Origin of the sequence: Rhodococcus mengyinensis (assembly GCF_048381435.1) — a bacterium.
GTDB classification, from domain to species: domain Bacteria; phylum Actinomycetota; class Actinomycetes; order Mycobacteriales; family Mycobacteriaceae; genus Rhodococcus_F; species Rhodococcus_F opacus_D.
Map to the genome: position 1 here is coordinate 1 of NZ_JBLWIT010000103.1, position 21,658 is coordinate 21,658.

The window sequence follows — 21,658 nt, forward strand, 5'->3', positions numbered from 1 at the left end:
CCCGAATGCACCGATTCGTTGATCCAGTCGGGGTGAGTTTCAGTGTGCAGCAGTGGGCGGTGTGTGGGCGTGGTTGAGCGTCCGACCTCTCGTGTCGGGTTGTTCCACTGGGGCTTTCGCGTCGAGGTCGGGCAGGAGTCGCGGGTGTTAGACGATGGCCGGGTGATTGCGGCCGAAGGTTTTGTCAAACAGCGTGTGCCACGCCGTTTCCCACGGCCAATCCTGAGGGAGGTGCAGGGTCAGTCGCCTCGCCGAGGAGGCGATGCGTGCGGGGACCGAGACGAGGGTGCGCCGGAGGGTGCCGGTGGTCGCCCGCGTCAGCTTCGGATCGCCGGTGAGGGTGCCGGCGGCTCGGGTGAGGTTGAACGCCATTACCGCGCAGACGAGCCAGGCGGCGTTCGCGGTGAACCGGCCCGAAGGCAGGTGCGCGAGGGCGGAGTTCTTCAGGTCCGCGTGCACCTGTTCGATGATCGCGTGCTGACGGTGGGTTTTGTCGGCGGCGACGGTGTCTACATGGTCGGGGTCGGTGGTGGTGAAGAAGGCGTGGAACCGCCAGATGTCGAACAATGTGCCCTGTCCCTGGTCTTTGGGTGGTCGCAGGTCGGGGATGCGGCGCACGACCAGCCGCCCGGGGATCTGGTGGGCCTTCTTCTGGGAGGTGAACGCGGTGAACGGAATCTCTGCGACCTCCGCCCGCGAGATCCAGGTGTCGGCGCCCTCGTCGTAGACGGCGTCGGTGTACTCGATCGGCGTCCACGCGGACTCGTCCACGTCGATCGAGGCGATCGCCTGTTTGATGGTGGCGGTCAGGCGCACCGTGACCGAGACGTCGGCGCCCGCGCGGATCGCCGCACCGACGGTGGGATATCCGTAGAACGCCGAATCGCACCGGACCAGCGGTTTCAGCGGGCCGCCACCGCTCGGTCCGCCGGCCTGGGTGCGCAGCCGGTCGACGGTGGCCAGGGCGTCGGCGACCAGCCGGGCGGCCCCGCGCGGGGAGCCGCAGGCTCCGCGGCGCAGGCGTTGGGTGAGGATCACCGGCGTACCGGTCTCCGTGGTGACGGTGGCGAGCAGTGCGTTCAGCCCGCGCACGCCGGAGTAGCCGTATCCGGACCCTTGCTTTCCGTGGCCGTGGACCTCGATGATCGAATCGTCGATATCGACCAAGACCCGCCCGGTGTCGATCCCGGTGACCAGCGGGGTCTTCTCGGCGAGGTTGCCCAGGAACCGTGAGGCGACGGCGTCGAGTTGCCGGACGTGTCCGAAGGTGAACTGGCGGAGGAACGATCCCAGCGTCGACGGGGCATAGGGTCGGTCGAAGAGCGTTCCCATCGCCCCGTGTCGCACAATGGCCAGGTCGGCGATGCTGTCGGCGCCGGCGACCATCCCACCGATCAGGGATCCGATCTTGCGGCCCGGGTGGGCGCCTTTGTCGGTCGGGACGCTCAGGTGTTCGTCGGCGAGGGTGAGCAGGCCGCTGGCCTGCGCCAATGCCATCACCGGGACCAGCCCCGCGGTCGCCACCAGATTGGGGTCGTCGAACCTCGCCGCCGAGACGGGTCGAGTGTGAGATAGTTGCACCTACGAGATGCCCTTCGTCGTGGCCGAATTGTTTCTGTGAGAAGTTCAATTCTTCCACCACGGCAGGGCATTTCGCCGTTACGACCCACCCAAGGACTCATCCGGATCGGTGTATCCAGGCTTAATGCAACGACGCCCCTCTTTCTGCAGCCGGGAGGATACGTAGAGAGCGAGGAGGCGATCCGATTTCGGGCTGACTTCGGGAGTGAGTGGGTGTACCCGCCGCTTCTCGTCGATCCCGACGCCGCCCGCAAGTTCGCGAAGGCGGCACTCTCGCGGTCGCAAACCTTGTACTTCACAGGGCGGGCACTCGCGTGGCTGTTCGGCCCGATTTCATTGACAGCATTCATTTGGGTGGTTCGTGAAGATCGACCGCCGTTTGTCGTGATGCTCCCGGTCGCCCTGCTTGGGTTGGCACTATTGGGGTGGTTCTTCGAGCGATCCGCGGCGCGTTTTGAAGGGTTATCGAAGAAGTATGCGGATATCGCCGATTCGATAACGCCCGAAGTTCCTGAAGATTCTAAGTTCCCGTGCGGCATGATGACTTGGGTGGAGTTTTGTCGCCCGAGCACCCCGACGTCGCGACCCGGCACCGCATAGTCCGATATCGCTGAGCTGTCGAGCCGGATCGTGCGGATTTGCGTCATGGAAATGACCTTCCTGGTATGCAACTCGGCTCCTCGTCCACCGCACGTGTCGGCGGGGGCGAGATCGCGGTATGACCTGAATCGCAATGGTCTGTCCGCGGGCTGCACACAGGCGGGTGACCACGTGGTCCGCTACGTGGTCACCCAGTCGGGTAATGCGCGAGAGCGGCGAGCGCGAAGCTCGCCGCTCTCATCCGGGCTGGTCGGTCGGGGAGGGGGACACTCCAGGTGTCACGTGCTCACCGACCGGTGAGCGCCCGGGCCTGATCTGTCAATGCGACTGTCGCCGCGCGCAACTGGTCGATCGAGTCGAGTGGCTCCGCGTATCCGACGCGAGTCACGGCCACGCCGCGGGGGGTGGTGACCCGCAGGTCCAGTCCGTAGCGGTCGGCTCCTTCGCAGGTGACCGTCTTCGCGTCGGGGAAGCCGCCGAGCGCCTGGGCCATCGCGCGGAGGGCGTCGGCGTGGTCGGCGTTGAGGTGCTCGATCGCCGGGCCGGCATGCGGGGTGATGGGGTCTGCTGTCGCGGCGGCGTAGGACTCTTCGCTCGCGGAGTCCATTCGCCCGTAGCCGCCGACCCATCGCACACGCTGCACCCGCAGCACCCAGAGGGAGAAGTCGCTGAAGTCGATGTAGACGTGCGCCGCCGGGACGGCCGCCAGGTGTGCCTCGCGCGCGGCGGCGAGCTCGTCGCCTTCCGGGCGGTAGACGTACCCGGCGAGGGTGATGCGGGTGCTGGCCAGCGGATCGGCGGGCGGGTTCGGCGCGACGATCGCGATGCTGGCGCGGGGATCGTGCGCGAGGTTGCGGCCGTGCTCGGCCATCTGCGACACACACAGCACGGGCGAGCCGTCGAGCAGACCGTAGGTGACGAACGACGCCCACGGGTCGCCGTCCCTGGTCAGGCTCGCGAGGGTGCCTACGTTCGTCGTGGCCGCGACCGTCCGGGCCTCCTCGGCCGCGGACGGGCGGGCCGGGTTGGCGACCTCCTCCAGCGGCGGCGGCACGGTCGGGGCGTCACCGGGATCTCCGTGATCAAGGTTGGTCATTCGTTGAACGGTACCCCGCCGGAAATTGCCGGTGGCATTGCCGTCGACCTGCGCTTACCGTTGAACTGAGGGCTCGATCGCGAAGAGGCTATGCGAGTGCGACCGGGTCCTCGCAAAGCGTGATCGTGGGTGATGCGAGATGACCGCGTTGGGCGTGCTGGCGCTGGTGCTGGGTGTGCTGTTGATCGTCGTCGAGGCACACGCACCGACCGCGGGTGTGCTCGGCGGGCTCGGGGCACTGTTCGTCGGGGCCGGGGTGTGGCTGCTGTTCACGTCCAGCGACACCGCACAGATGATCGCCATCCCGGCGGCCGCCGGAGTCGCGGTGGTGGGAGTGGGTCTCGCCGTGGTGGGCGGCCGGAAGGCGCTCGCCGCCGGGCACGCGCCCGTGCGCACCGGAATGCAATCCCTCATCGGATCCGACGCCACCGTCCGCAACTGGAAGGGACGGCAAGGTCAGGTCGAGGCCGCCGGAAGCCTGTGGAAGGCGCAAACACTGTTCGGGGACGACGAGACGCCGACCGCCGGCGACTCCGTCATCGTCGAGCAGATCCGCGGACTCACCCTCACCGTGCGCCGCCGCGAACCCTGGGAGCTGCAACTATGACCACCATCATCGTCATCCTGTGCGTCGTCATCACCCTCCTCGCCGTCGTCGCGAGCAGCTCGATCCGGGTACTGCGCGAGTACGAGCGGGCCGTCGTGTTCCGGCTGGGCCGGCTGGTCGACCTGAAGGGCCCGGGACTGGTGCTGCTGATCCCGGCGATCGACCGGATGGAGCGGGTCAGCCTGCGGACCGTGACCCTGAAGATCCCCGTTCAGGAAGTGATCACCCACGACAACGTGCCTGCCAAGGTCACCGCCGTCGCCTACTTCCGGGTGGTCGACGCCGACCGGGCGATCGTCGAGGTCGAGGACTTCCTGGCCGCCACCCTGCAGATCGCCCAGACCACCCTGCGCTCGATCCTCGGCAAGGCCGACCTCGACGCCCTGCTGGGCGAGCGGGAACGCCTCAACGAGGACCTCCAGAAGGTCATCGACCAGCAGACCGAGCCGTGGGGTGTGAAGGTCACCACCGTCGAGATCAAGGACGTCGAGATCCCCGCCAACATGCAACGGGCCATCGCCCGGCAGGCCGAGGCCGAACGCGAGCGCCGCGCCAAGATCATCAACGCCGAAGCCGAGTTCCAGGCCTCCGCGAAACTCGTCGAGGCCGCCGACGTCATCAGCCGCAACCCGACGACTCTGCAGCTGCGCTACCTGCAGACCCTCAGCGCCATGGGCGGCGAAAACAACTCCACCGTCGTCTTCCCGATGCCCCTCGACCTGGTCCGCCCGTTCCTCACCGCGGCCAAGGACGCGGCAGCGGCGGACGACGGCGACGAACGGGCCCGGTTCGAGGCCCAGGCCAACCTGGCCGCGATGATCCCGCCCGCCGGTCCGGAGGCGCGCGCACCGCACCACGCACGAAACTGACGTCGTGCCCCACCGTTCACCGTCCGGCCACCGCGCGTGCCCCGGGAGGTGACCGGAGTGCGCTTGGCTAGGGTGGACAAACAGTGGCGTCCACCCGGGCACCTGCCCCCGTCGGGGCGAGCGGAAGCGAGAGACCGATGAGCGGCACAGAGGCAGCCGACATACGGACGGCCGAGTATCCGCGACCGTCACATTTCGTGCTGCACCTCAGCGACACCCATCTCGTCGACGACGACCTGCTGTACGGGGCCGTCGACAGCGAGGCCACCCTGCGGCAGATCTTCACCGAGATCGAGTCGTCGCACGCCCGCCCAGATGCCCTCGTGTTCACCGGCGACCTCACCGACCGCGGTCAGCCGGGCGCCTACGAGAAGCTGCGGGCGATCGTCGAACCGGTGGCGGCGTCGCTCGGTGCGCAGGTGATCTGGGCGATGGGCAACCACGACGACCGCGGCCACTTCCGGACGGAACTGCTCGGGCAGGAACCGTCGTACGAGCCGATCGATCACGTCTACGACGTCGACGGACTGCGCATCGTCACCCTCGACACGACCGTGCCGGGACATCACCACGGGGAGATCTCCGAGAGCCAATTGATCTGGCTGGCACAGCAGCTCGCGGTTCCGGCGCCGCACGGGACCATCCTGGCGCTGCATCACCCGCCGGTGCCGTGCGTGCTCGACCTGGCGGTGCTGGTGGAGTTGCGTGATCAGCCGCGCCTCGCCGACGTGCTCCGCGGCAGCGACGTCCGGTCGATCCTCGCGGGACATCTGCACTACTCGACGACGGCGACGTTCGCGGGCATCCCCGTCTCCGTCGCGTCGGCGACCTGCTACACCCAGGACCTCAACGTCCCGGCCGGGGCGCTGCGCGGACGGGACGGCGCGCAGGGCTACAACCTGGTGCACGTGTACCCGGAGACGATCGTGCATTCGGTGGTCCCGATGGGCAGCTACGACACCGTCGGCGAATACGTCACCGCCGAGGAAACCGAGCAGCGGCTCGCGGCCGAGGGCGTGCGGATCCCGGACACCGGGGAGCACGCCGTCACGCGGGTGCGGGTGTAGTCAGCCCCTGCGCGGGAACTTCTCCCGGTACGCCATGACGTCGGAGAGCCGGAACCGGCGGTGGGTGCCGCGCATCTCGATGGGCAGCGCGCCGGAATCGGCGAGCCGGCGCACATAGGTGTCGGAGACGCCGAGGATCTCCGCGGCCTGCGACGTGGTGAGCAGGTCCGCGACCGCACCGAGCGCCACACTCTGCCCGTCCGCGAGCAGCGTGAGCAGTTCGAGCACCGCGTCGCGCGCTTGGTCAGACAGCACCGTTCCGTCGAGGGTGACGATCGGCGACGCGTCGAGGGCGGTCCGGAGCTCGGCCGCGACCGTCGAGTCGAGCGCGGAAACGATGTGGTCGATGCTCATGGGTCCACGATCTCACGAGCCCGGACGGCGCGGCCTTCTGGCGGTAGCCTTGCTGTGTGGATGAATTGCACGATCCCGACGCCTTCGAACTCGCGCGTGCCGGCCAGATCGACGTGACACCGGAGATAGACGAGATCGGGGAGTTGCTGCGCAAGTCCAAGCGGAAACACGCCATCGACGACAGCGACGCGCCGTGGCGGCACGGCTATCCGTACGACGAGAAGATGACGCGGCGGCAGTACGAGAACCGCAAGCGCAAACTGCAGATCGAGCTGCTCAAGTTCCAGGCCTGGGTGAAGGAGAACGGCGAGAAGCTCGTCATCATCTTCGAAGGCAGGGACGCGGCCGGCAAGGGTGGCGCGATCAAGCGGTTCACCGAACACCTCAACCCTCGTGGCGCACGGGTGGTGGCGCTGGAGAAGCCCACCGAACGCGAACGCACCCAGTGGTACTTCCAGCGGTACGTCCAGCACCTGCCCGCAGGCGGGGAGATCGTGATGATGGACCGCTCCTGGTACAACCGGGCCGGCGTCGAACGCGTCATGGGCTACTGCACCCCCAACGAGTACCTGGAGTTCACCCGGTCTGCGCCGGAGTTCGAGCGGATGCTCGTGCAGTCGGGCATCCACATCGTCAAGTTCTGGTTCTCGGTGGGCCGCGAGGAGCAGCACGCCCGGTTCGTCTCCCGCAGCACCGACCCCGTCAAGCAGTGGAAACTGTCACCCACCGACCTCGCGAGCCTCGACAAGTGGGACGCCTACACCGAGGCCAAAGAGGCGATGCTCTTCTACACCGACACCCCGCAGGCGCCGTGGACCGTCGTGAAATCGAACGACAAGAAGCGCGCCCGGATCGAGGCGATCCGCTGGGTGCTCCACAAATTCGACTACACCGGTAAGGACCCGAAGGTGGTCGGCACCCCCGACCCGCTCCTCATCGGTCCTCCCTCAACGGTCTACGACGAGGGCGAGCGCCCGGAAGACGCGTTTCCCGCCGTCTGATCAGACGCCGGTCTCCCACGGCGCCGGGATGGGGAAGTAGTTCTCCAGGAACTGCGTCACCTTCCTGGTCCGCAACTCCAGGTCGATCTCGGGTGCGCTGCCGTCGTTGAGACAGAAGAAGTCCATCGACCGCTTCGCGAGCAACGAGTCCATGTCGCGGAGCCCCGACTTCATCGTGGTGTCGACGTACTTCACCCGCGCCGCCGTCTGCACCACCGCGCGGCCACTCATCAACGCGTAGTAGTGATACAGCGAGTTCGTCACCGAAATGTTGGAACTCGCCCGGAAAGTGCTTGCGGCCGTGGCGGCGAACTCGTCGGGGAACTCTTTCTCCATCTCCTCCATCACGCTCTTGCGGAGTGGGGTGGCGGCATGTTCGAGGTGCCGGGTGGTCATCAGACCGAAGCGGTCCTGCAACAGCCGGCGATTCACGCGGGCCGCGTTCTCGAAACCGCTGCGCTCGTCGTCGTTGTGGCCCAATCCAATTCGGGTGGTCGCCTCGATGAACATCGTGATGCCGCCGGGGGAGAAGAACATCTGCGGACCCACCGAACGGCCGAAGAACATGTCGTCGTTGGAATACAGGAAATGCTCGGCGAGACCGGGAATGTGGTGCAGCTGGCTCTCGACGGCCTGCGAGTTGTGAGTGGGCAGCACTGACGGGTCGGCGAAGAACTCCTCGCTCGGCATGAACGTGACCCGCGGGTCGTCGGCGAGCCACGCGGGACGGTCGGAGTCGGTGGCGACGAAGATGCGGCGGATCCACGGCGCGTACATGTGCACCGAGCGCAGCGCGTACTTGAGCTCGTCGATCTGCCGGAACCGGGCGGCGGAATCGTCACCCTCGCCGACGACGTAGCTCTGCATCCGCTTGGCGCGCTGCGCCTGGAACTCCGCGGACGAGCCGTCCACCCAGGAGAACACCAGGTCGACGTCGAAGTTGATGTCCGACGCATGGTCGGCGAACATGTTCTCGATGGTGGGCCACACCCGTCCGAACCGCTCGACGGTGCCGCGGACGGCCTCCTCCGAGCGCACCACACGCCGGGTCAGGGAGTTCTCCATCGGCAGCACGATCTCGTCGTCGCTGATCGACCACAGCTCGATCTGCACACCCGTCGACGCCCCGTAACTCAGGCCGCTCGCCAGGTGCACGCGCGGACGGAACAGCCGGAAGATGCGGGCCTTCGACGTCGCGGACAGGCTGCCGTCGGAGACGAGGACCGCGGGGCCCTTGGCGTCGACGGTCTTGGAGTAGAACGGACGGTCCTCACACGCGGCGACCAGGGCCGCCCGCAACGCCTTCCGCTGCGCCCAGTTGACTGCGATGACCGGGCGTTCGTCGTTGCCCCGCACCAGCAGGTACTCGATCCCGGCGCCGTCCAGGACGTCGCGGACGAACAGCAGGTCCTCGACCATCGCCTCGTGCGGCGTGGTGTGCGTGATCGGCAGCGCGAAGCGGCCCTTGAACCGGACCACGTCGGCGCGGTCGCGCAATCTCGACGCCGCGGCGGCGGAGGCATGGGCAACGGCGTCCGCGGTCTCCTGCTCCGGGGGTACGAAGTAGACGTCATGCGGAGCGGAGGATTGAGTAATGTCGGGCCTTTCGGTGGCTGTCGCGAGTGCGATCCTGCCCAGTCTAGGCGCTGCGGTGCGGCTACCGCCTTGGAGTAAGCGTCGGACGCGAAGTACCACGTCGGACGCTTCCCGGCCGGAATCCGTTAGGAAGGACCCATGGCCGATCGCACCGGGGACATCGACGCAACTGATCGGGATGCCTGTCAGGCTTTCGAGGACGTCGTCGCGCTCCTGAACTATCCGATGTTCGTGGTGACCACACGGTCGGAAGACGAGATGTCGGGGTGCCTCGTCGGGTTCGCGTCGCAGGTCAGCATCAACCCGCCGCGCTTCCTGGTCGGACTGTCCAACAAGAATCACACCTTCTCGGTGGCCTCGCACGCGGAGCGTCTGGCGGTGCATCTCCTGACCCGTGACCACGTCGCGCTCGCGACGCTCTTCGGCGCGCAAACCGGGGACGAGATCGACAAGTTCGCCCGATGCGACTGGCATCCCGGCCCGCACGGGCTGCCGATCCTGGACGATTCACCTGCATGGTTCAGCGGCCGAATCCTCGAACGACTCGAACTGGGTGACCACGTCGCGTTCCTCCTCGCCCCGGAGACCGGATCCGCCCCCGGACGACCTCGGTCAGCTGGTCACCTTCTCCGACGTGCGCGACCTCGAACCCGGGCACGAGGCGTGATGCCGCAGATGCGCAAGCTGAGCAGCGGTGCCGACGAGGTGTCGGCGGAAGAGTTCTACCGCGACCCGCCGGACGGGGTACGGGTGAACATGGTTGCCAGCCTGGACGGTGCGGCGGCGTTCGGCGGACGCGTCCGGCCCCTGTCCGACCCGGTGGATCACCAACTCCTCCGCGCGATGCGTGCGTATGCCGACGTAGTGCTCGTCGGGGCCGGCACCGTCCGCGCCGAAACGTACGGACCGGTGCAGCTGACGGAGGAACAGGCTCGGTATCGACTCGAACGGTGGGGACTCGACGCACCACCGCCGATTGCTGTCGTCACACGAACGGGCAACGTTCCGCCGGATTCGCCATTGTTCGCGGGTGGTGTCAGGCCGATCATCGTCACCACCCGACGGGTGGCAGAAACGCGCGGGGCAGCACTCGGGGAGTCGGCGGACATCGTCGTGGCGGGTGACGACAGCGTCGAGATGCCTGCCCTCATGGCCGCTCTGCGGGACCGCGGGTTCGGCCGCATCCTGTGCGAGGGCGGCCCCACCCTCCTCCACGATCTCGTCACGCACGATCTGGTGGACGAGATGTGCTTGACCCTCGCCCCGCGATTGGCCGGTCCGCAAACACTGCCCGCATCGTCTGGCCCGACAGTGCAAGCGCCGCGCACACTTTCACTCGAGCATGCTCTGATCAACGACGACTTTCTCTACCTGCGCTACGGCCGGGAAACGCAGCGCGGCTGACGCTGCTGCCGTCAGTCCAGGACCGTGAAGAACGAATCGCCGTCCTCCGCGGACCCGTCGATCTGCCCCCGGTCGGTGCGCGAGTCCTGCACGATGACGCCCTCGACCACGTCGGCGTGCTTGTTTCCGAACACCGGAATGTCGATGTCCTCCTCGTCGATGACACGGTCGACGTCCTCGCTCAGCTGGTCGTCGGGGAGATCCGCCAACGACACCTCGCTCTGCTCCTCGAGCATCACGTCGGGCTCTTCCTCCGACAACTTCTCGTCGAGGGACTCACCCTCCCGCTCCTCGCGCGCCGTGGTGCCGAACTTGTCGGCCTCACTCCACCCGTCGGGCGGATCGACGACGTCGTCGCCGTCGTTGTTGCGCACGTCGTCGGAGTCCAGGCTCTCGCTGGGGCTCAGCGTGTCACCGGGCCCGTCTTCGATACTCATACGCATCACATGCCCAGATCAGGCTTCGTTGAAACTTCGATCGATCGAGGTCAGGCGACGGCCGGAGCGCTCCGCAACGCCTCGAGCGCCGCGATCTGCGCCGGCGACCACGGCGCCGAGTTCACCCGGCTCGAATCGAGGTGCACGAGTACGACGGTCAGCTCCGCGGCTGGCACGCCGTCCTGGTGGAGGGTGATCAGGAAGGTCAGCGAGGTGGTGCCGATCCGGTCCAGGGCGATGACGACGTCCGCGTCGCCGGTGAACAGTTCGCGTCCGAAGTTGCTGACGACGTTCACCACGGCGGTCTGCGTGACCGGGTCGAGCAGGTCGCCGCACGCCTCGACGAGCGCCCGACTCCACGCCGTGCCCGCCGCCTCGTGCGCGCAGTAGAACGGCACATGGCGGCTCACGGACGCCGGCGCATCAGGCGTGGCGTTGTTCCGCAGGGCAATCGTGTAACGAGGCATGGATCGGACATTACCCAGATGCCGACACACCGGCATTCTCAGGGGACTATTCGAACAACCCGCGGAGGTCGTCGGCGTCGAGGCTGGAGCTGAGCAGGGAGTCGGCGTCCATCACGCTCGCGAACAGCGCCGACTTCTTCGCCTTCAGCGTCATCACCTTGTCTTCGATCGTGTCCTTCGCGATCAGCCGATAGACCATCACGTTCCGCGTCTGCCCGATGCGATGCGCCCGGTCCACGGCCTGAGCCTCGGTGGCCGGGTTCCACCATGGGTCGAGGATGAAGCAGTAATCGGCCTCGGTGAGGTTCAGCCCGAAGCCGCCGGCCTTGAGGCTGATCAGGAACACCGGGGCGGCGCCCTCCTTGAACTCGCGGAGCACGTCGCCGCGACGACGGGTGCTGCCGTCGAGGTAGCTGTGCGCGATCCCGGCGTCCGCGAGCCGGTCGCGGATCTTGCCGAGGAACCCGGTGAACTGGCTGAACACGAGTGCCCGGTGACCGCCCGCGACGACGTCGGCGAGCTGCTCGAGCAGGGCGTCCACCTTCGCGGACGGGACGTCGTGGTACTCGGCGTCCACCAGACCGGCGTCGAGGCTCAGCTGCCGCAGCAGGGTGAGCGACTGCAGGATCGTGAAGCGGTTCTTGTCTACGTCGGCGAGCAGGCCGAGGATCTTCTGCCGCTCACGCTGCAGGTGGGTGTCGTAGACCTTGCGGTGCCGGGGGTGCAGTTCGACGTCGAGGACCTGCTCCTGCTTGGCCGGAAGATCCTTCACCACTTGCTCTTTGGTGCGGCGCAGCATCAGCGGCTTCACCCGGCGGCGCAGCTGCGCCAGAAGTTCAGTGTCGCCCTGCTTCTCGATCGGCTTGCGGTAGTAGTCGGTGAACCGGGCCGGATTCGGGAACAGTCCCGGGGCGGTGATCGACAGCAGCGACCACAGCTCCATCAGGTTGTTCTCCATCGGCGTGCCGGTGATCGCCAGCTTGAACGGAGTCTCCAGCCGTCGGACGCACTGGTAGATCTTGGACTGATGGTTCTTGGTGAACTGGGCCTCGTCGAGGATCAACCCCGACCACGCGGACTCCGCGTAGGCCTCGAACTCCAACCGGAACAGGGTGTACGAGGTGACGACGATGTCGGCGCCTTCGACCAGTTCGTCGAACGGAACGCGCCTGCGGGATCGGGTGTCGGAGATCGCGACGACGGTCGCGTCCGGAGCGAAGCGGGCCGATTCGGACTCCCAGTTCGACACAACACTGGTCGGCGCGATGATGAGGAACGGCGGCGCGTCCGGATTCGACTGCCGCGCATGGCAGATCAGTGCCAGCGCCTGCAGCGTCTTGCCGAGCCCCATGTCGTCGGCGAGGATGCCGCCCAGCCCGTGCTCCCACAGGAAGGCCAGCCAGCGGAATCCCTCCAGCTGATACGGACGCAGCTGGGCGTCCAGCGTGCTCGGGGCTTCCGCGGGCCCGATGTTGGTGGGCGCGAGCAGGCCGTCCACCTGCTGCCGCCACTGCGTCGCCTGACGTTCGACGGTGCCGAGCGCGGCGAACTCGTCCCACAGGCTCGCCTGGAAACGGCTCAGCCGCAACGTCCCGTCCGCGCGGTCGCGGAGGGCCCGCGCCTCGTCGATCAGCTTCCGCAGCGTGTGGAGTTCGGGTTTGTCGAGGGAGAAGTAGGCGCCGTCGGGCAGCAGCAACTCGGTCTTCCCCGCGGCCAGCGCCGAGAAGACCTGGTCGAACGGCACGTCCCGGCCCTCCACTGTGAGGGTGACGCCGAGGTCGAACCAGTCGGTGCCGCCCTCGGATGCGGTGACGGACACCCCGATGGCCAGGGAGTCGCCGGCCTCCCGGTAGTCGGCGGGTTCGCCCGAAACGTCGATCGACACGTCGGACTTGCCGTGGAGCAGGGGCAGGACCTCGGTGGTGAACCGCATCGTGTCGAGTCCGCGCAGCGCCGTCGCTTCCGGACCGCCCGACCCCAACCTGTATCTGTCCCAGGCGATGTCGAGCTCGTCGAGCAGCGCGCGCTCGCGGGCGTCGTCCCGGTACTCGTCGCCGGGGGTCCGGGCAGTCAGCGGCGCACGGTGCTCGTCGTCCCCGACGGTGTACAGCCATTCCCAGTCGACGGTGACCTCGTGGTCGGGGAGATACTCCGCCCGCATCACCAGGGTGGGCTCGGAGATCGCGGGTGGGACGAACGAGCCGTCGGAGGAGATCACGGTGGCCAGGTTGCGCAGCTTCGGCAGGAAGTCCGTCAGGAAACGGGACTCTTCGGCGGCGGGAACCTCGATGGGCGTGCGGCGGCGTACCAGATCCTGCAAGGGGCCGGGCACGACGGAGTCGAGGCGCGCGAGGTGTATGCGGTCGTCTGCGTCGACGTAGAACAGGCCGTGGGCCCGGACTCCGATGAAGCCGACGGTCACTGCGTCGACGGGTTCGCCGTCGACGCGGACCACCGGCCGTACGACGAGAGCGCCGGTGGCGTCGTCGCGGGTGGCGTCGAGGCAGACCTCGGCCGAGCGGTAGGGGGCGAGTGCGCCCAGACGCTTGGAGGAGTGGATGAGCTCGACACCGACCCGGGCAGCCTCGTCGAGCAGCGACCACAGCTGGCGGCTGGGGAAGACGCCGAGATCGAGATCGGTGTGGTTCTGGCGGCGGTACGTCAGACCCCCGACGGACAGCAGGTGGATCTCGTGCAACACCCGGATCTGCTCGGCGGGATGCTGGAACTGGCTGCCCAACTTGTTCCACGCCAGCCCGCCGACGATCCAGCCCTTGCTGCCCGGTTGGACGGGCCGCACCAGCAACTGAGGTGCCGCGTCGGCGGCCGACGCCTGGACCCGGAACTGGATGGCGAGCGGCGAACGGCGGCCGGAGTCGCCGAAGGGATCGGCGGTGAGCAGGGAGCCGAGCGAGCGTTCCCAGGTGGGCGCGACCGCCGCCTGCGCCTGGGACCTCGCCTGTTTCATCGCGGTGATCAGCAGGGCGGCGACGTGCTTGCAGTTCATGCCGACCGGACACGTGCAGATCCCGTACCGGTACACGGTGCGGCCGCTGCTGGAGACGATGAACGCCGACGCGGAGTACGGCTCCCTCGCCGTTCCTGCCACCTCACCCCACAGCTCCTTGGCCGCCGGATCCCACGACATTTGGATTACCGCGTTGTCGCGGGCGTACTGCTCGCCGCGGGTGTAGGTGGTGGTGCCGAGGACCGCCTTGATCGACGCCACGTCGATGTCGCGCAAGTCCCCGGGAAGCATGGCCACAGAGTAGCCAACCGATCCGACACGGTCGCCGGGGTGCGGTGACTCCCACCCCAGGGTTCCTTGTTCCGCACCTCGCCCGATCGGAGACTTCGGAGCGTCGGGGGAATCCAGCGATCGGAGAGAACAGCATGGCCGAGATGGTCGAATCACCCCAGGCGCACCGCACAGGTGGTGTCGCCCGAACACTGATCACCGTGTACGGAATGGTCGTCTACGCGACGTTCCTGATCGTGTTCCTGTACGCGATCGGATGGGTCGAGGGGCTCGTGGTGCCCCACACGATCAACGACGGCCCCGACGCCCCCGTCGCTGTCGCCGTGGTCATCGACGTGGCGCTGCTGACGGTCTTCGCCATGCAGCATTCGGTGATGGCCAGGCCCTGGTTCAAGAAACGCTGGACCAGGATCGTCCCGCAACCGATGGAGCGCTCGACATACGTCCTGTTCGCCACGGCCGCGCTGGCGCTGCTGATGTGGCAATGGCGTCCGCTACCCGACCAGATCTGGGACGTGGAGACCGACTGGGTCCGCGTCGTGATCTACGTCGTGTCGCTCGGCGGGTGGGCCCTCGTGCTGGCGGCGACGTTCGCCATCGACCACTTCGACCTGTTCGGGCTGCGTCAGGTGCTGCGGAACCAGAGTGGAAAGTCGGCTCTGCCCAGTCACTTTCGGACACCTGTAATGTACCGGGTGATCCGGCACCCGCTGTATGCCGGTTTCATCATCGCGTTCTGGGTGGCGCCGACGATGACCTGGGGCCGGTTGCTGTTCGCCGTCGGGACCACCGGCTTCATCCTGGTGGCGGTGCGTTTCGAGGAGCACGACCTGGTCGACACGTTCGGCGACGACTACCGCACCTACCGCTCGCGGGTGCCGATGCTCGTCCCGAGGGTCGGCTCGCGAGGGCGCTAGCGTCACAGACCCCCGGCGACGTCGATGGTCGTGGCGGTGACGTAGGACGCCTGGTGCGACAGCGCCCACAGCACCGCTTCGGCGATCTCCTCGGGCTCCGCGACCCGGCCGAGTGGCGCCTTCCCGGCCACTCGCCCGGGTCGTTCCGGATCGCCGGCAGCGGCGTGGATGTCGGTGTCCGTCGTACCGGGAGCGACGCCGACGACGCGGATGTTCGCGCTCGCCAGTTCCCGCCCGAGTCCCGTCGTGAAACTGTCGACGGCCGCCTTGGAGGCCGCGTACCCGACGTATTCGCCCGGTGCGCCGGTGCGGGCCGCGATCGAACTGAGATTGACGATGACGCCGGGGCGCCCTGTTCGGATCCAGTGCTCGGCGGCCGCGCGGGCGTAGGCCATCGCCCCGAAGACGTTGACGTCGAACACCTCCCGCACCACCTCGTCCGGGGTGGTGAGGAACGTGCCGAGCGCGCCGGTGGTCCCCGCGTTGTTGACCAGCGCGACCAGCTGACCGCGTTGGTCGGCCGCATCGACGACGGCGACAGCCTCATCCGCGTCGCGGACGTCTGCCCGCACGGCGGTGGCGCGGACACCGCAGTGGTGGACGAGTTGCTCGGCGGCCTCGTCGTCGTTCTGGAACGTGAACGTCACCTGATAACCGCGATGGACGGCGAGGCGCACCACCGCTGCGCCGATGCCGCGGGATCCGCCGGTGACGAGGATGTGTTCGGACACGATACGAGCGTATCCGGGCGATCAAATGCGGACCAAAGCTGACCGCTATCGGTTCTACGGTGAGTGAAACCGATTCGCCGACGCAGGAGGACCGCATGACCGTCGATCCGATTCCCGAGGGCTACACCACCGTCACACCGTGGATCATCTCCCGCGACACCGCCGCGCTCATCGACTACGTGAAGGCGGCGTTCGACGGTGAGGAACTCGGACGGATGGTGGGCGAGGACGGCACCATCGGGCACGCCGAGGTGAGGATCGGGAACGGCATCGTGATGATGTTCGACGCGCGACCCGACTGGCCGCCGACGCCCGGGTTCCTCCGCCTGTACGTCGAGGACGCGGAGGCCGTGCTCGCGCAGGCCGTCGCCGCCGGCGGCACCCTGGTCACACAGGCGACGCACCTGTTCTGGGGCGACGTCGTCGGCCGCGTCCGCGACCCGTTCGGCAACCTCTGGTGGGTCCAGACCCACATCGAGGACGTCGACGAGGCCGAGATGACCAGGCGCATGAGCGACCCGACATTCACCGCCGCAATGGACTACGTGCAGAGCGCGGACTTCTTCCCCGGACGTTGACCGCTGTCAGCGATTCGGCCTGCCGAACGTGATGCTCGGCGCCGTCACCGTGACGGACGCGATCCGGACCACCAGACCCGAGGGCGTCGGCGGCTCGGCGTCGATGATCGTGGGGTGATAGTCGACCTGCTCGGGCGACGGACGGGCCGGCGCGAACACGCTCCGGACGACACCGATCGGGGTGCGGGCAATCGCGTCGGCCGACTGATGGATCTGTTCGAGGGTCCGGAAGACCGTGTCGAAATTATCCGACTGCTGGGTGGTGCTCACCGCCTCGACCACCGGACGCATCGTCCGCAGCAGGAAGACGACCTCCTCGAGCAGTTCCTCGGTGAGCCGCAGGATGTGGAACGACGTCTTCGCGACCTCGATCGGCACGGTCACGGCGCACACGGCGACCCGGACCGGTCCCTCGGCGGCCGAGGCCGCCCTCCGGACGGTGCGCTCGACGGGGGACGGCACGAAACGGAAAACGAAGTTCACCAGTCGACCCCCTCACAGCACGGCGTCCTATCAGTGCCGGGGAGGTTACCGCGCACACGCTCGCCCCGCAGGACGAGCGAGCGCCGTCAGCCCGGCAGCAGGGCCCGCACGGCGTCGATGGTGTCGGCGTCGGCGGCGGTCTTGTCGGGGCGGTAGCGCAGGACCCGCGCGAATCGCAGCGCGAGCCCGCCGGGGTAACGCGTACTGACTTGGACGCCGTCGAGTTCGATCTCCACGACGAGGTCGGGGTGCAAGTACACGGTGTGATCGTCGCGGCTGCGTTCGTGGCGCGGGAATTCGTCCGTCTGCCACTGCAGTAGCGCGTCGGTGAGACCCTTGAACGTCTTGCCCACCATGATCGGTTCGCCGCCGTCCGGGTCGCGCGCACCGAGGTGCAGGTTGGACAGGTAGCCGGTGCGCCGCCCGTAACCCCATTCGGCGCCGAGCACCACCAGGTCGAGCGTGTGCTCCGGTTTCACCTTCTGCCACGCGCGGCCGCGTCGACCCGCCGCATACGGCGCGGTGAGCGACTTGACCATCACACCTTCGTGGCCGGCGGCAAGGGCGTCGTCGAAATGGGTGGCGGCGCCGTCGCTGTCGGGGCGGATCAGCCCGGGAATGCGATGTTGCGGGGCAACGCGTTCCAGGGCCGCCAGCCGCTCCTCCAGCGGCGCGTCCAGAAGGTCGACGCCGTCGAGGTGCAGGCAGTCGAAGAAGTAGGGGTGCAGCAGCAGGTCGCGGGCGGACTCGGCGCCGAAGCGGCTCATCGTCTCCTGGAACGGTCGGGGCCGGCCACTGTCGGTGAGCGCCAGCGTCTCCCCGTCGAACACCGCCGACGTGCAGGGCAGGCCTGCGACGAGTTCGACGAGTTCCGGCACGCTGCCGGTGATCTCACGCAGGGTGCGGGTGAAGATGCGCACCTCGTCGCCGTTGCGGTGCACCTGGATCCGTGCACCGTCGAGTTTGTATTCGACGCTGACGTCGCCGCCGAGTTCGGTCCACGCGTCGGTGAGTGATTCGGCGGGGGAGGCCAGCATGGGCCGGACCGGACGACCGACCTCCAGCCGGAACGCGGTGAGGGCGTCCACCCCGCCGTCGAACGCCGCGACCGCGGTCGCCGGCAGCCGTCCCGACAGCATGAACGCCCGGCGCACCGGTTCGACGGGAAGGTCGGCGGCCGCCGCGATCGCGTCGGTCATCACCCCCTCCAGCGCGCCCTGGCGCAGGTCGCCGGTGAGCAGCCGCAGCAGGAAGTCCCGCTCGTCGGCGGTGGTGCGGGCGAAGAGGTCCGCGAGCAGTTCGCGTCGGCGAGCGGCGGATCCGGAGCCGGAGATCGCGGCGACGGCGGTGACGGTCCCGTCGAGTTCCGACACCGTCACGGACGGCACGTCGGCCGGGGTGGCGGGAATGTCGGCGAGTGTCCGCCAGCCGATCCCGATCCGGCCCTGCCGAAGCTCCCCGGACAGCCACGCCACCACCGGTTCCACCTCGGCCGGCTCCAGCTGGGTGAGGACCTCGCGCAGCGCCCCGACCTTCACCTTGCGCGACCGCGTGGCCCCCACGTCCCGGGACGTCGCGACGATCTGCGAGAACAGCACACCCCGACGGTAACCGGAACGTCCCGTGGGCGGTCAGAATCCGCCTGATCGAAACGCTGGGCCGACCGGGCCGTCGTTCCTAGGCTATCGACGATGAGCACCCCACGTCGCCGGCCGCTGAAGACGGTCACGGGAGTCAGCGGCGCCGTGAGCACCTATGCCGCCGCCATCGATCCGCAGCAGTCGACCGTCGCGTCGTCGATCGAGATCGCGAAGATCGCCGAGGCGAACAAGTTCGACGCGCTGTTCGCCGCCGACCTGCTGAGTTTCGGGGCGCAGGGCGCGATCGGCGCGCAGGAACCGCTGATCTTCCTGTCGGCGCTCAGTGCCGTGACCTCGCATGTCGGGCTGATCGCGACGGTGACCACCACGTTCCACCACCCCTACAATCTCGCGCGGCTGTTCGGCACCCTCGACCACGTCAGCAACGGGCGCGCCGCCTGGAACGCCGTCACGTCGTCACTGGGCGAGGAGAACTACAGCGACCGGGACCTGCCGAGCCCCGAGGAGCGTTACGCCCGCGCCACGGAATCCCTCGAGGTGATCAACGCGCTGTTCGACAGCTGGCAACCCGGGGCACTGACGTCCGACGGTGCCGGGGGAACCACACTCGACGCCGATCGGGTGCGGCCGATCGACCACGCGGGCACGTACTTCACGGTGAAGGGACCGTTGAACATCCCGCCGCTGCCGCAGCGCCGTCCCGTGCAATTCCAGGCCGGCCAGTCCGCGGCCGGCGTGGAACTCGGTGCCCGGTTCGCGGAGGTCGTGTTCACGTCGCTGCCCACCCTCGAGGACGCCGTCACCTACACCAAGAGCATTCGGGCGCGGGCCACCGAACTGGGCCGCGCCGACGGACTGCCGCTGATCATGAGCTCCTTCCACGCCACCTACGGCGCGTCCGAGGAGGAAGTGCGCCGGCTGGTCCGGGAACAGGAGGAGGCGACGGACCTCGACGCCGGCCGGATCAGGCTGGAGGACATGCTCGGTGGCGACATCGACCTGTCCGGGCTGCCGCTCGACAAGCCGATCCCGGCCGACGTCCTGCCCGACGTCCGGTCGGTGAACCGCCGCCGCGGCCGGGTCGAAATCTTCAGCCGGCTCGCCGCCTCCGGGCGGACCCTGCGCGAACTGATCATCGCGTCCAAGGACACCGGCCACTGGGCGGTCGCGGGAACACCCGAACAACTCGCCGACGCCGTCCAGGAACGCTACGACGCCGGTGTCCTCGACGTCATCTCCCTCGGCGGGCTCGCCGAGGAACGAACCCGGGACTTCGTCGTCAACGGCCTGCTGTCCGAACTGCGGCGTCGCGGAATCGTCGGCAACGACTACGTGGGCGGCACGTTCCGGGACAATCTGGAACTACCCCCGTTGCCCCCTCGCGACTGACGTCAGTTCTCCACCTCGGTGCCGTCCACGACGATCCGCACGCGGTCGGGGTAGAACGACACGTGGTCGTCGATGCCCGACGCCTCCGCGGTGGTGAACGGGTAGTACCAGGCGGCGTCCTGGACGGGGTCGGAGCCGCCCGACCCGGTGAACGACAGATACGACGCCGTCCCCTTGTACGGGCAGGACGTCCTGGTGTCGGAGGCGGTGAAGAACTCGGACCGCACGTCGATGCGGGGAACGTAGTAGCGCACCGGCAGTGACGTCTCGAACAGCAGTCGCGGGCGGACGGTGTCGGCGACGAGCGTGTCGCCGATGAACACCTCGACGTGCCGGGACGACGGCAGCACGTCGACGCGGACATACGGGTCGCGGGCATGGACGAACACCTGCTGATCCTCCTCGTACCAGGCGTCCATCCTGTGCCAATAGAACGCGACGTACGGGCTGAGGTCGAGGGAATCGTCCAGTTTCACGTCGTAACCCCACACGGATTGCTCCGCGCGACGGTCGCCGACGACGAGGTCCCAGTACCGGGCCTTGCCCTTCCACGGGCAGGTCGTGGTCGCGTCGACCGGCTCGAGGAAGTCGAAGTTCACGTCGTCGCGGGGAATGTAATAGACGGGCAGGTGCCCCTTCTCGAACAGGTACACCGAACGGGTGGTGTCGGCGACCACCTGACCGCCGAAGAACACCCGGATGCGCTTGTGATTGGGTTCGATCGAGATGCGGCCGTTCTCCGCGAACTGCTGAGTGTCGGCGGCGTGCGTGAGAGCTGTGGACATCACTCCATGGTGCGCCTTCGGCGGCCCGTGCGCCTTTTTGGTAGTCAGGGCGACCGGAACGGCGCACGGGTGCGGAGCGCCGCGACACCGGCTGTCACGACCCACACCGTGAACGGGTAGAGGGCCAGGCGTTCGGTGATGCCGAATGGTTCGCCGGGGAGGAGGATCGCCACCATTCCGACGACACCGACGAGGCAGCACACACCGGTCCAGAGCGCGAAGATGCGCCAACGCTCGTAGAGCGCGATTGCGATGACGATCATGGCGGCGTTGCGGGCGACGAACGTCGGGGTCGCGACCAGTTGGTGCAGGTGGGCGTCCACGTTGATCGGAACGACGCCCGTCATGGCCGCACTGACGGCCGCCAGGCAGAGCAGCGTCAACGCGGCCCGGCGCAGGCGTCCCGGTGGCAGGAATTCGCGCAGGCCCACCGCTCCCGCGAGAATGAGCACCCCGGTCAGCACGAAAGCGCTGTTGATCACCGTGTGCAGCGGTGAGCAGAGCCGGGCGGCCGCGACCTGGGCCGCGGAACCGTCGCAGCCCGTGACACCCAGGTTGCTGACCGAGTTGGTCCGCACCTCGTACGGCCGCGGCCAGGCGCGTGCGGTCACGACCTCCGCGAGGAAATACAGGGCGATGAGCACCCAGGCCGTGGCTCCGGCCCGCACAGCCAACAGTCGCTGGGCGGGTGACGGCGTTCGCACGACGCTCACCCCTCCGAACCGTACCCGGCTCACCGAGAGGATTGTTGACAATCTTCGGGAGCGGCTCGACCATGTAGCCATGGCCCCGCTGACGAGAATTCCGGTAGCTGACTCCGACGAGACGGGACAGAT

Annotated in this window: 21 protein-coding genes and 1 pseudogene; 10 read left to right on the top strand and 12 right to left on the bottom strand. The window is 67.9% G+C overall.

The window, feature by feature from the left end; translation table 11 throughout:
* Window positions 1–147: 147 nt before the first annotated feature.
* On the bottom strand, window positions 148–1,581 hold the full coding sequence (locus ACNJ7E_RS20660) for an IS1380 family transposase (RefSeq protein WP_418339173.1): 1,434 nt from the start codon (window positions 1,579–1,581) through the stop codon (window positions 148–150).
* A 213-nt stretch (window positions 1,582–1,794) separates the two neighbouring features.
* On the opposite strand from ACNJ7E_RS20660, the gene ACNJ7E_RS20665 reads away from it, so the two are divergent.
* Window positions 1,795–2,181 carry a hypothetical protein gene (locus tag ACNJ7E_RS20665; RefSeq protein WP_418340862.1) on the top strand — a complete coding sequence of 129 codons (387 nt, stop codon included), beginning with the start codon at window positions 1,795–1,797 and terminating at the stop codon, window positions 2,179–2,181.
* Between the two features lie 286 nt (window positions 2,182–2,467).
* Here ACNJ7E_RS20665 and ACNJ7E_RS20670 read toward each other — a convergent pair whose 3' ends face one another.
* Entirely contained in the window at window positions 2,468–3,277 is an 810-nt protein-coding gene (locus tag ACNJ7E_RS20670; protein ID WP_418340863.1) for a HugZ family pyridoxamine 5'-phosphate oxidase, read from the bottom strand.
* Between the two features lie 139 nt (window positions 3,278–3,416).
* Between ACNJ7E_RS20670 and ACNJ7E_RS20675 the strand changes: the two genes are divergently transcribed.
* The 3 genes from ACNJ7E_RS20675 to ACNJ7E_RS20685 all read left to right on the top strand — a co-directional run bounded on the left by ACNJ7E_RS20675 (window position 3,417) and on the right by ACNJ7E_RS20685 (window position 5,820).
* On the top strand, window positions 3,417–3,884 hold the full coding sequence (locus tag ACNJ7E_RS20675; RefSeq protein ID WP_009474346.1) for an NfeD family protein: 468 nt from the start codon (window positions 3,417–3,419) through the stop codon (window positions 3,882–3,884).
* Entirely contained in the window at window positions 3,881–4,753 is an 873-nt protein-coding gene (locus ACNJ7E_RS20680; RefSeq protein WP_009474345.1) for a slipin family protein, read from the top strand. Before ACNJ7E_RS20675 ends, ACNJ7E_RS20680 begins: the two co-directional genes overlap by 4 nt.
* A 137-nt stretch (window positions 4,754–4,890) precedes the next feature.
* Window positions 4,891–5,820 (top strand): phosphodiesterase, encoded by a 930-nt coding sequence (locus ACNJ7E_RS20685; protein ID WP_280781993.1) that lies wholly within the window; start codon window positions 4,891–4,893, stop codon window positions 5,818–5,820.
* Here the strand turns inward: ACNJ7E_RS20685 and ACNJ7E_RS20690 are convergent, their stop codons facing one another.
* Entirely contained in the window at window positions 5,821–6,174 is a 354-nt protein-coding gene (locus ACNJ7E_RS20690; RefSeq protein ID WP_280781992.1) for a helix-turn-helix domain-containing protein, read from the bottom strand.
* Between the two features lie 56 nt (window positions 6,175–6,230).
* On the opposite strand from ACNJ7E_RS20690, the gene ppk2 reads away from it, so the two are divergent.
* Window positions 6,231–7,175 (top strand): polyphosphate kinase 2, encoded by a 945-nt coding sequence (ppk2, locus tag ACNJ7E_RS20695; RefSeq protein WP_280781991.1) that lies wholly within the window; start codon window positions 6,231–6,233, stop codon window positions 7,173–7,175.
* Here the strand turns inward: ppk2 and ACNJ7E_RS20700 are convergent, their stop codons facing one another.
* Window positions 7,176–8,870, bottom strand: coding sequence for a stealth family protein (locus ACNJ7E_RS20700; protein WP_418340864.1), 1,695 nt, complete (start codon window positions 8,868–8,870; stop codon window positions 7,176–7,178).
* A gap of 39 nt (window positions 8,871–8,909) precedes the next feature.
* Between ACNJ7E_RS20700 and ACNJ7E_RS20705 the strand changes: the two are divergent.
* Window positions 8,910–9,438, top strand: a pseudogene (locus tag ACNJ7E_RS20705) (flavin reductase family protein).
* Entirely contained in the window at window positions 9,438–10,175 is a 738-nt protein-coding gene (locus ACNJ7E_RS20710) for a pyrimidine reductase family protein (RefSeq protein ID WP_418340865.1), read from the top strand. Before ACNJ7E_RS20705 ends, ACNJ7E_RS20710 begins: the two are co-directional and overlap by 1 nt.
* An 11-nt stretch (window positions 10,176–10,186) precedes the next feature.
* Here the strand turns inward: ACNJ7E_RS20710 and ACNJ7E_RS20715 are convergent, their stop codons facing one another.
* The 3 genes from ACNJ7E_RS20715 to ACNJ7E_RS20725 are packed head-to-tail and all read right to left on the bottom strand — an operon-like array spanning window position 10,187 to window position 14,338.
* Window positions 10,187–10,618, bottom strand: a complete 432-nt coding sequence (locus ACNJ7E_RS20715; RefSeq protein ID WP_009474337.1) for a hypothetical protein — start codon at window positions 10,616–10,618, stop codon at window positions 10,187–10,189.
* A gap of 44 nt (window positions 10,619–10,662) precedes the next feature.
* Window positions 10,663–11,079, bottom strand: coding sequence for an acyl-CoA thioesterase (locus ACNJ7E_RS20720; RefSeq protein WP_418340866.1), 417 nt, complete (start codon window positions 11,077–11,079; stop codon window positions 10,663–10,665).
* 46 nt (window positions 11,080–11,125) lie between these two features.
* On the bottom strand, window positions 11,126–14,338 hold the full coding sequence (locus ACNJ7E_RS20725) for a DEAD/DEAH box helicase (protein ID WP_418340867.1): 3,213 nt from the start codon (window positions 14,336–14,338) through the stop codon (window positions 11,126–11,128).
* Between the two features lie 134 nt (window positions 14,339–14,472).
* On the opposite strand from ACNJ7E_RS20725, the gene mddA reads away from it, so the two are divergent.
* The gene (mddA, locus tag ACNJ7E_RS20730; protein ID WP_317611788.1) at window positions 14,473–15,255 is read left to right on the top strand and encodes a methanethiol S-methyltransferase; all 783 of its coding nucleotides are present in this window, start codon (window positions 14,473–14,475) and stop codon (window positions 15,253–15,255) included.
* Window positions 15,256–15,257: 2 nt separating this feature from the next.
* Here mddA and ACNJ7E_RS20735 read toward each other — a convergent pair whose 3' ends face one another.
* Window positions 15,258–15,986, bottom strand: coding sequence for an SDR family NAD(P)-dependent oxidoreductase (locus ACNJ7E_RS20735; RefSeq protein ID WP_418340868.1), 729 nt, complete (start codon window positions 15,984–15,986; stop codon window positions 15,258–15,260).
* A 95-nt stretch (window positions 15,987–16,081) separates the two neighbouring features.
* On the opposite strand from ACNJ7E_RS20735, the gene ACNJ7E_RS20740 reads away from it, so the two are divergent.
* Complete coding sequence (locus ACNJ7E_RS20740; protein ID WP_418340869.1) at window positions 16,082–16,564, top strand: VOC family protein; 483 nt, start codon at window positions 16,082–16,084, stop codon at window positions 16,562–16,564.
* Between the two features lie 6 nt (window positions 16,565–16,570).
* Here the strand turns inward: ACNJ7E_RS20740 and ACNJ7E_RS20745 are convergent, their stop codons facing one another.
* Window positions 16,571–17,047 carry a hypothetical protein gene (locus tag ACNJ7E_RS20745; RefSeq protein WP_418340870.1) on the bottom strand — a complete coding sequence of 159 codons (477 nt, stop codon included), beginning with the start codon at window positions 17,045–17,047 and terminating at the stop codon, window positions 16,571–16,573.
* 86 nt (window positions 17,048–17,133) lie between these two features.
* Window positions 17,134–18,645: an ATP-dependent DNA ligase gene (locus tag ACNJ7E_RS20750; protein WP_418340871.1), complete on the bottom strand. Its 1,512-nt coding sequence runs from the start codon at window positions 18,643–18,645 to the stop codon at window positions 17,134–17,136.
* A gap of 93 nt (window positions 18,646–18,738) precedes the next feature.
* Between ACNJ7E_RS20750 and ACNJ7E_RS20755 the strand changes: the two genes are divergently transcribed.
* The gene (locus ACNJ7E_RS20755) at window positions 18,739–20,037 is read left to right on the top strand and encodes an NtaA/DmoA family FMN-dependent monooxygenase (RefSeq protein ID WP_418340872.1); all 1,299 of its coding nucleotides are present in this window, start codon (window positions 18,739–18,741) and stop codon (window positions 20,035–20,037) included.
* Window positions 20,038–20,039: 2 nt separating this feature from the next.
* On the opposite strand, the gene ACNJ7E_RS20760 is transcribed toward ACNJ7E_RS20755, so the two are convergent.
* Both ACNJ7E_RS20760 and ACNJ7E_RS20765 read right to left on the bottom strand, forming a co-directional pair.
* A complete protein-coding gene (locus tag ACNJ7E_RS20760; RefSeq protein WP_418340873.1) occupies window positions 20,040–20,822 on the bottom strand; it encodes a DUF427 domain-containing protein in 783 nt (260 codons plus the stop codon).
* Between the two features lie 44 nt (window positions 20,823–20,866).
* Complete coding sequence (locus tag ACNJ7E_RS20765) at window positions 20,867–21,607, bottom strand: DUF998 domain-containing protein (RefSeq protein ID WP_418340874.1); 741 nt, start codon at window positions 21,605–21,607, stop codon at window positions 20,867–20,869.
* Window positions 21,608–21,658 lie beyond the last annotated feature (51 nt).

Coding starts and splice junctions, on each gene's coding strand:
- ACNJ7E_RS20670 (WP_418340863.1), bottom strand. CDS start 3,277: ATGACCAACCTTGATCACGGAGATCCCGGTGACGCCCCGACCGTGCCG.
- ACNJ7E_RS20720 (WP_418340866.1), bottom strand. CDS start 11,079: ATGCCTCGTTACACGATTGCCCTGCGGAACAACGCCACGCCTGATGCG.
- ACNJ7E_RS20690 (WP_280781992.1), bottom strand. CDS start 6,174: ATGAGCATCGACCACATCGTTTCCGCGCTCGACTCGACGGTCGCGGCC.
- ACNJ7E_RS20685 (WP_280781993.1), top strand. CDS start 4,891: ATGAGCGGCACAGAGGCAGCCGACATACGGACGGCCGAGTATCCGCGA.
- ACNJ7E_RS20760 (WP_418340873.1), bottom strand. CDS start 20,822: ATGTCCACAGCTCTCACGCACGCCGCCGACACTCAGCAGTTCGCGGAG.
- ACNJ7E_RS20675 (WP_009474346.1), top strand. CDS start 3,417: ATGACCGCGTTGGGCGTGCTGGCGCTGGTGCTGGGTGTGCTGTTGATC.
- ACNJ7E_RS20765 (WP_418340874.1), bottom strand. CDS start 21,607: ATGGCTACATGGTCGAGCCGCTCCCGAAGATTGTCAACAATCCTCTCG.
- ACNJ7E_RS20710 (WP_418340865.1), top strand. CDS start 9,438: ATGCCGCAGATGCGCAAGCTGAGCAGCGGTGCCGACGAGGTGTCGGCG.
- ACNJ7E_RS20740 (WP_418340869.1), top strand. CDS start 16,082: ATGACCGTCGATCCGATTCCCGAGGGCTACACCACCGTCACACCGTGG.
- ACNJ7E_RS20755 (WP_418340872.1), top strand. CDS start 18,739: ATGAGCACCCCACGTCGCCGGCCGCTGAAGACGGTCACGGGAGTCAGC.
- ACNJ7E_RS20725 (WP_418340867.1), bottom strand. CDS start 14,338: ATGCTTCCCGGGGACTTGCGCGACATCGACGTGGCGTCGATCAAGGCG.
- ACNJ7E_RS20680 (WP_009474345.1), top strand. CDS start 3,881: ATGACCACCATCATCGTCATCCTGTGCGTCGTCATCACCCTCCTCGCC.
- mddA (WP_317611788.1), top strand. CDS start 14,473: ATGGCCGAGATGGTCGAATCACCCCAGGCGCACCGCACAGGTGGTGTC.
- ACNJ7E_RS20715 (WP_009474337.1), bottom strand. CDS start 10,618: ATGCGTATGAGTATCGAAGACGGGCCCGGTGACACGCTGAGCCCCAGC.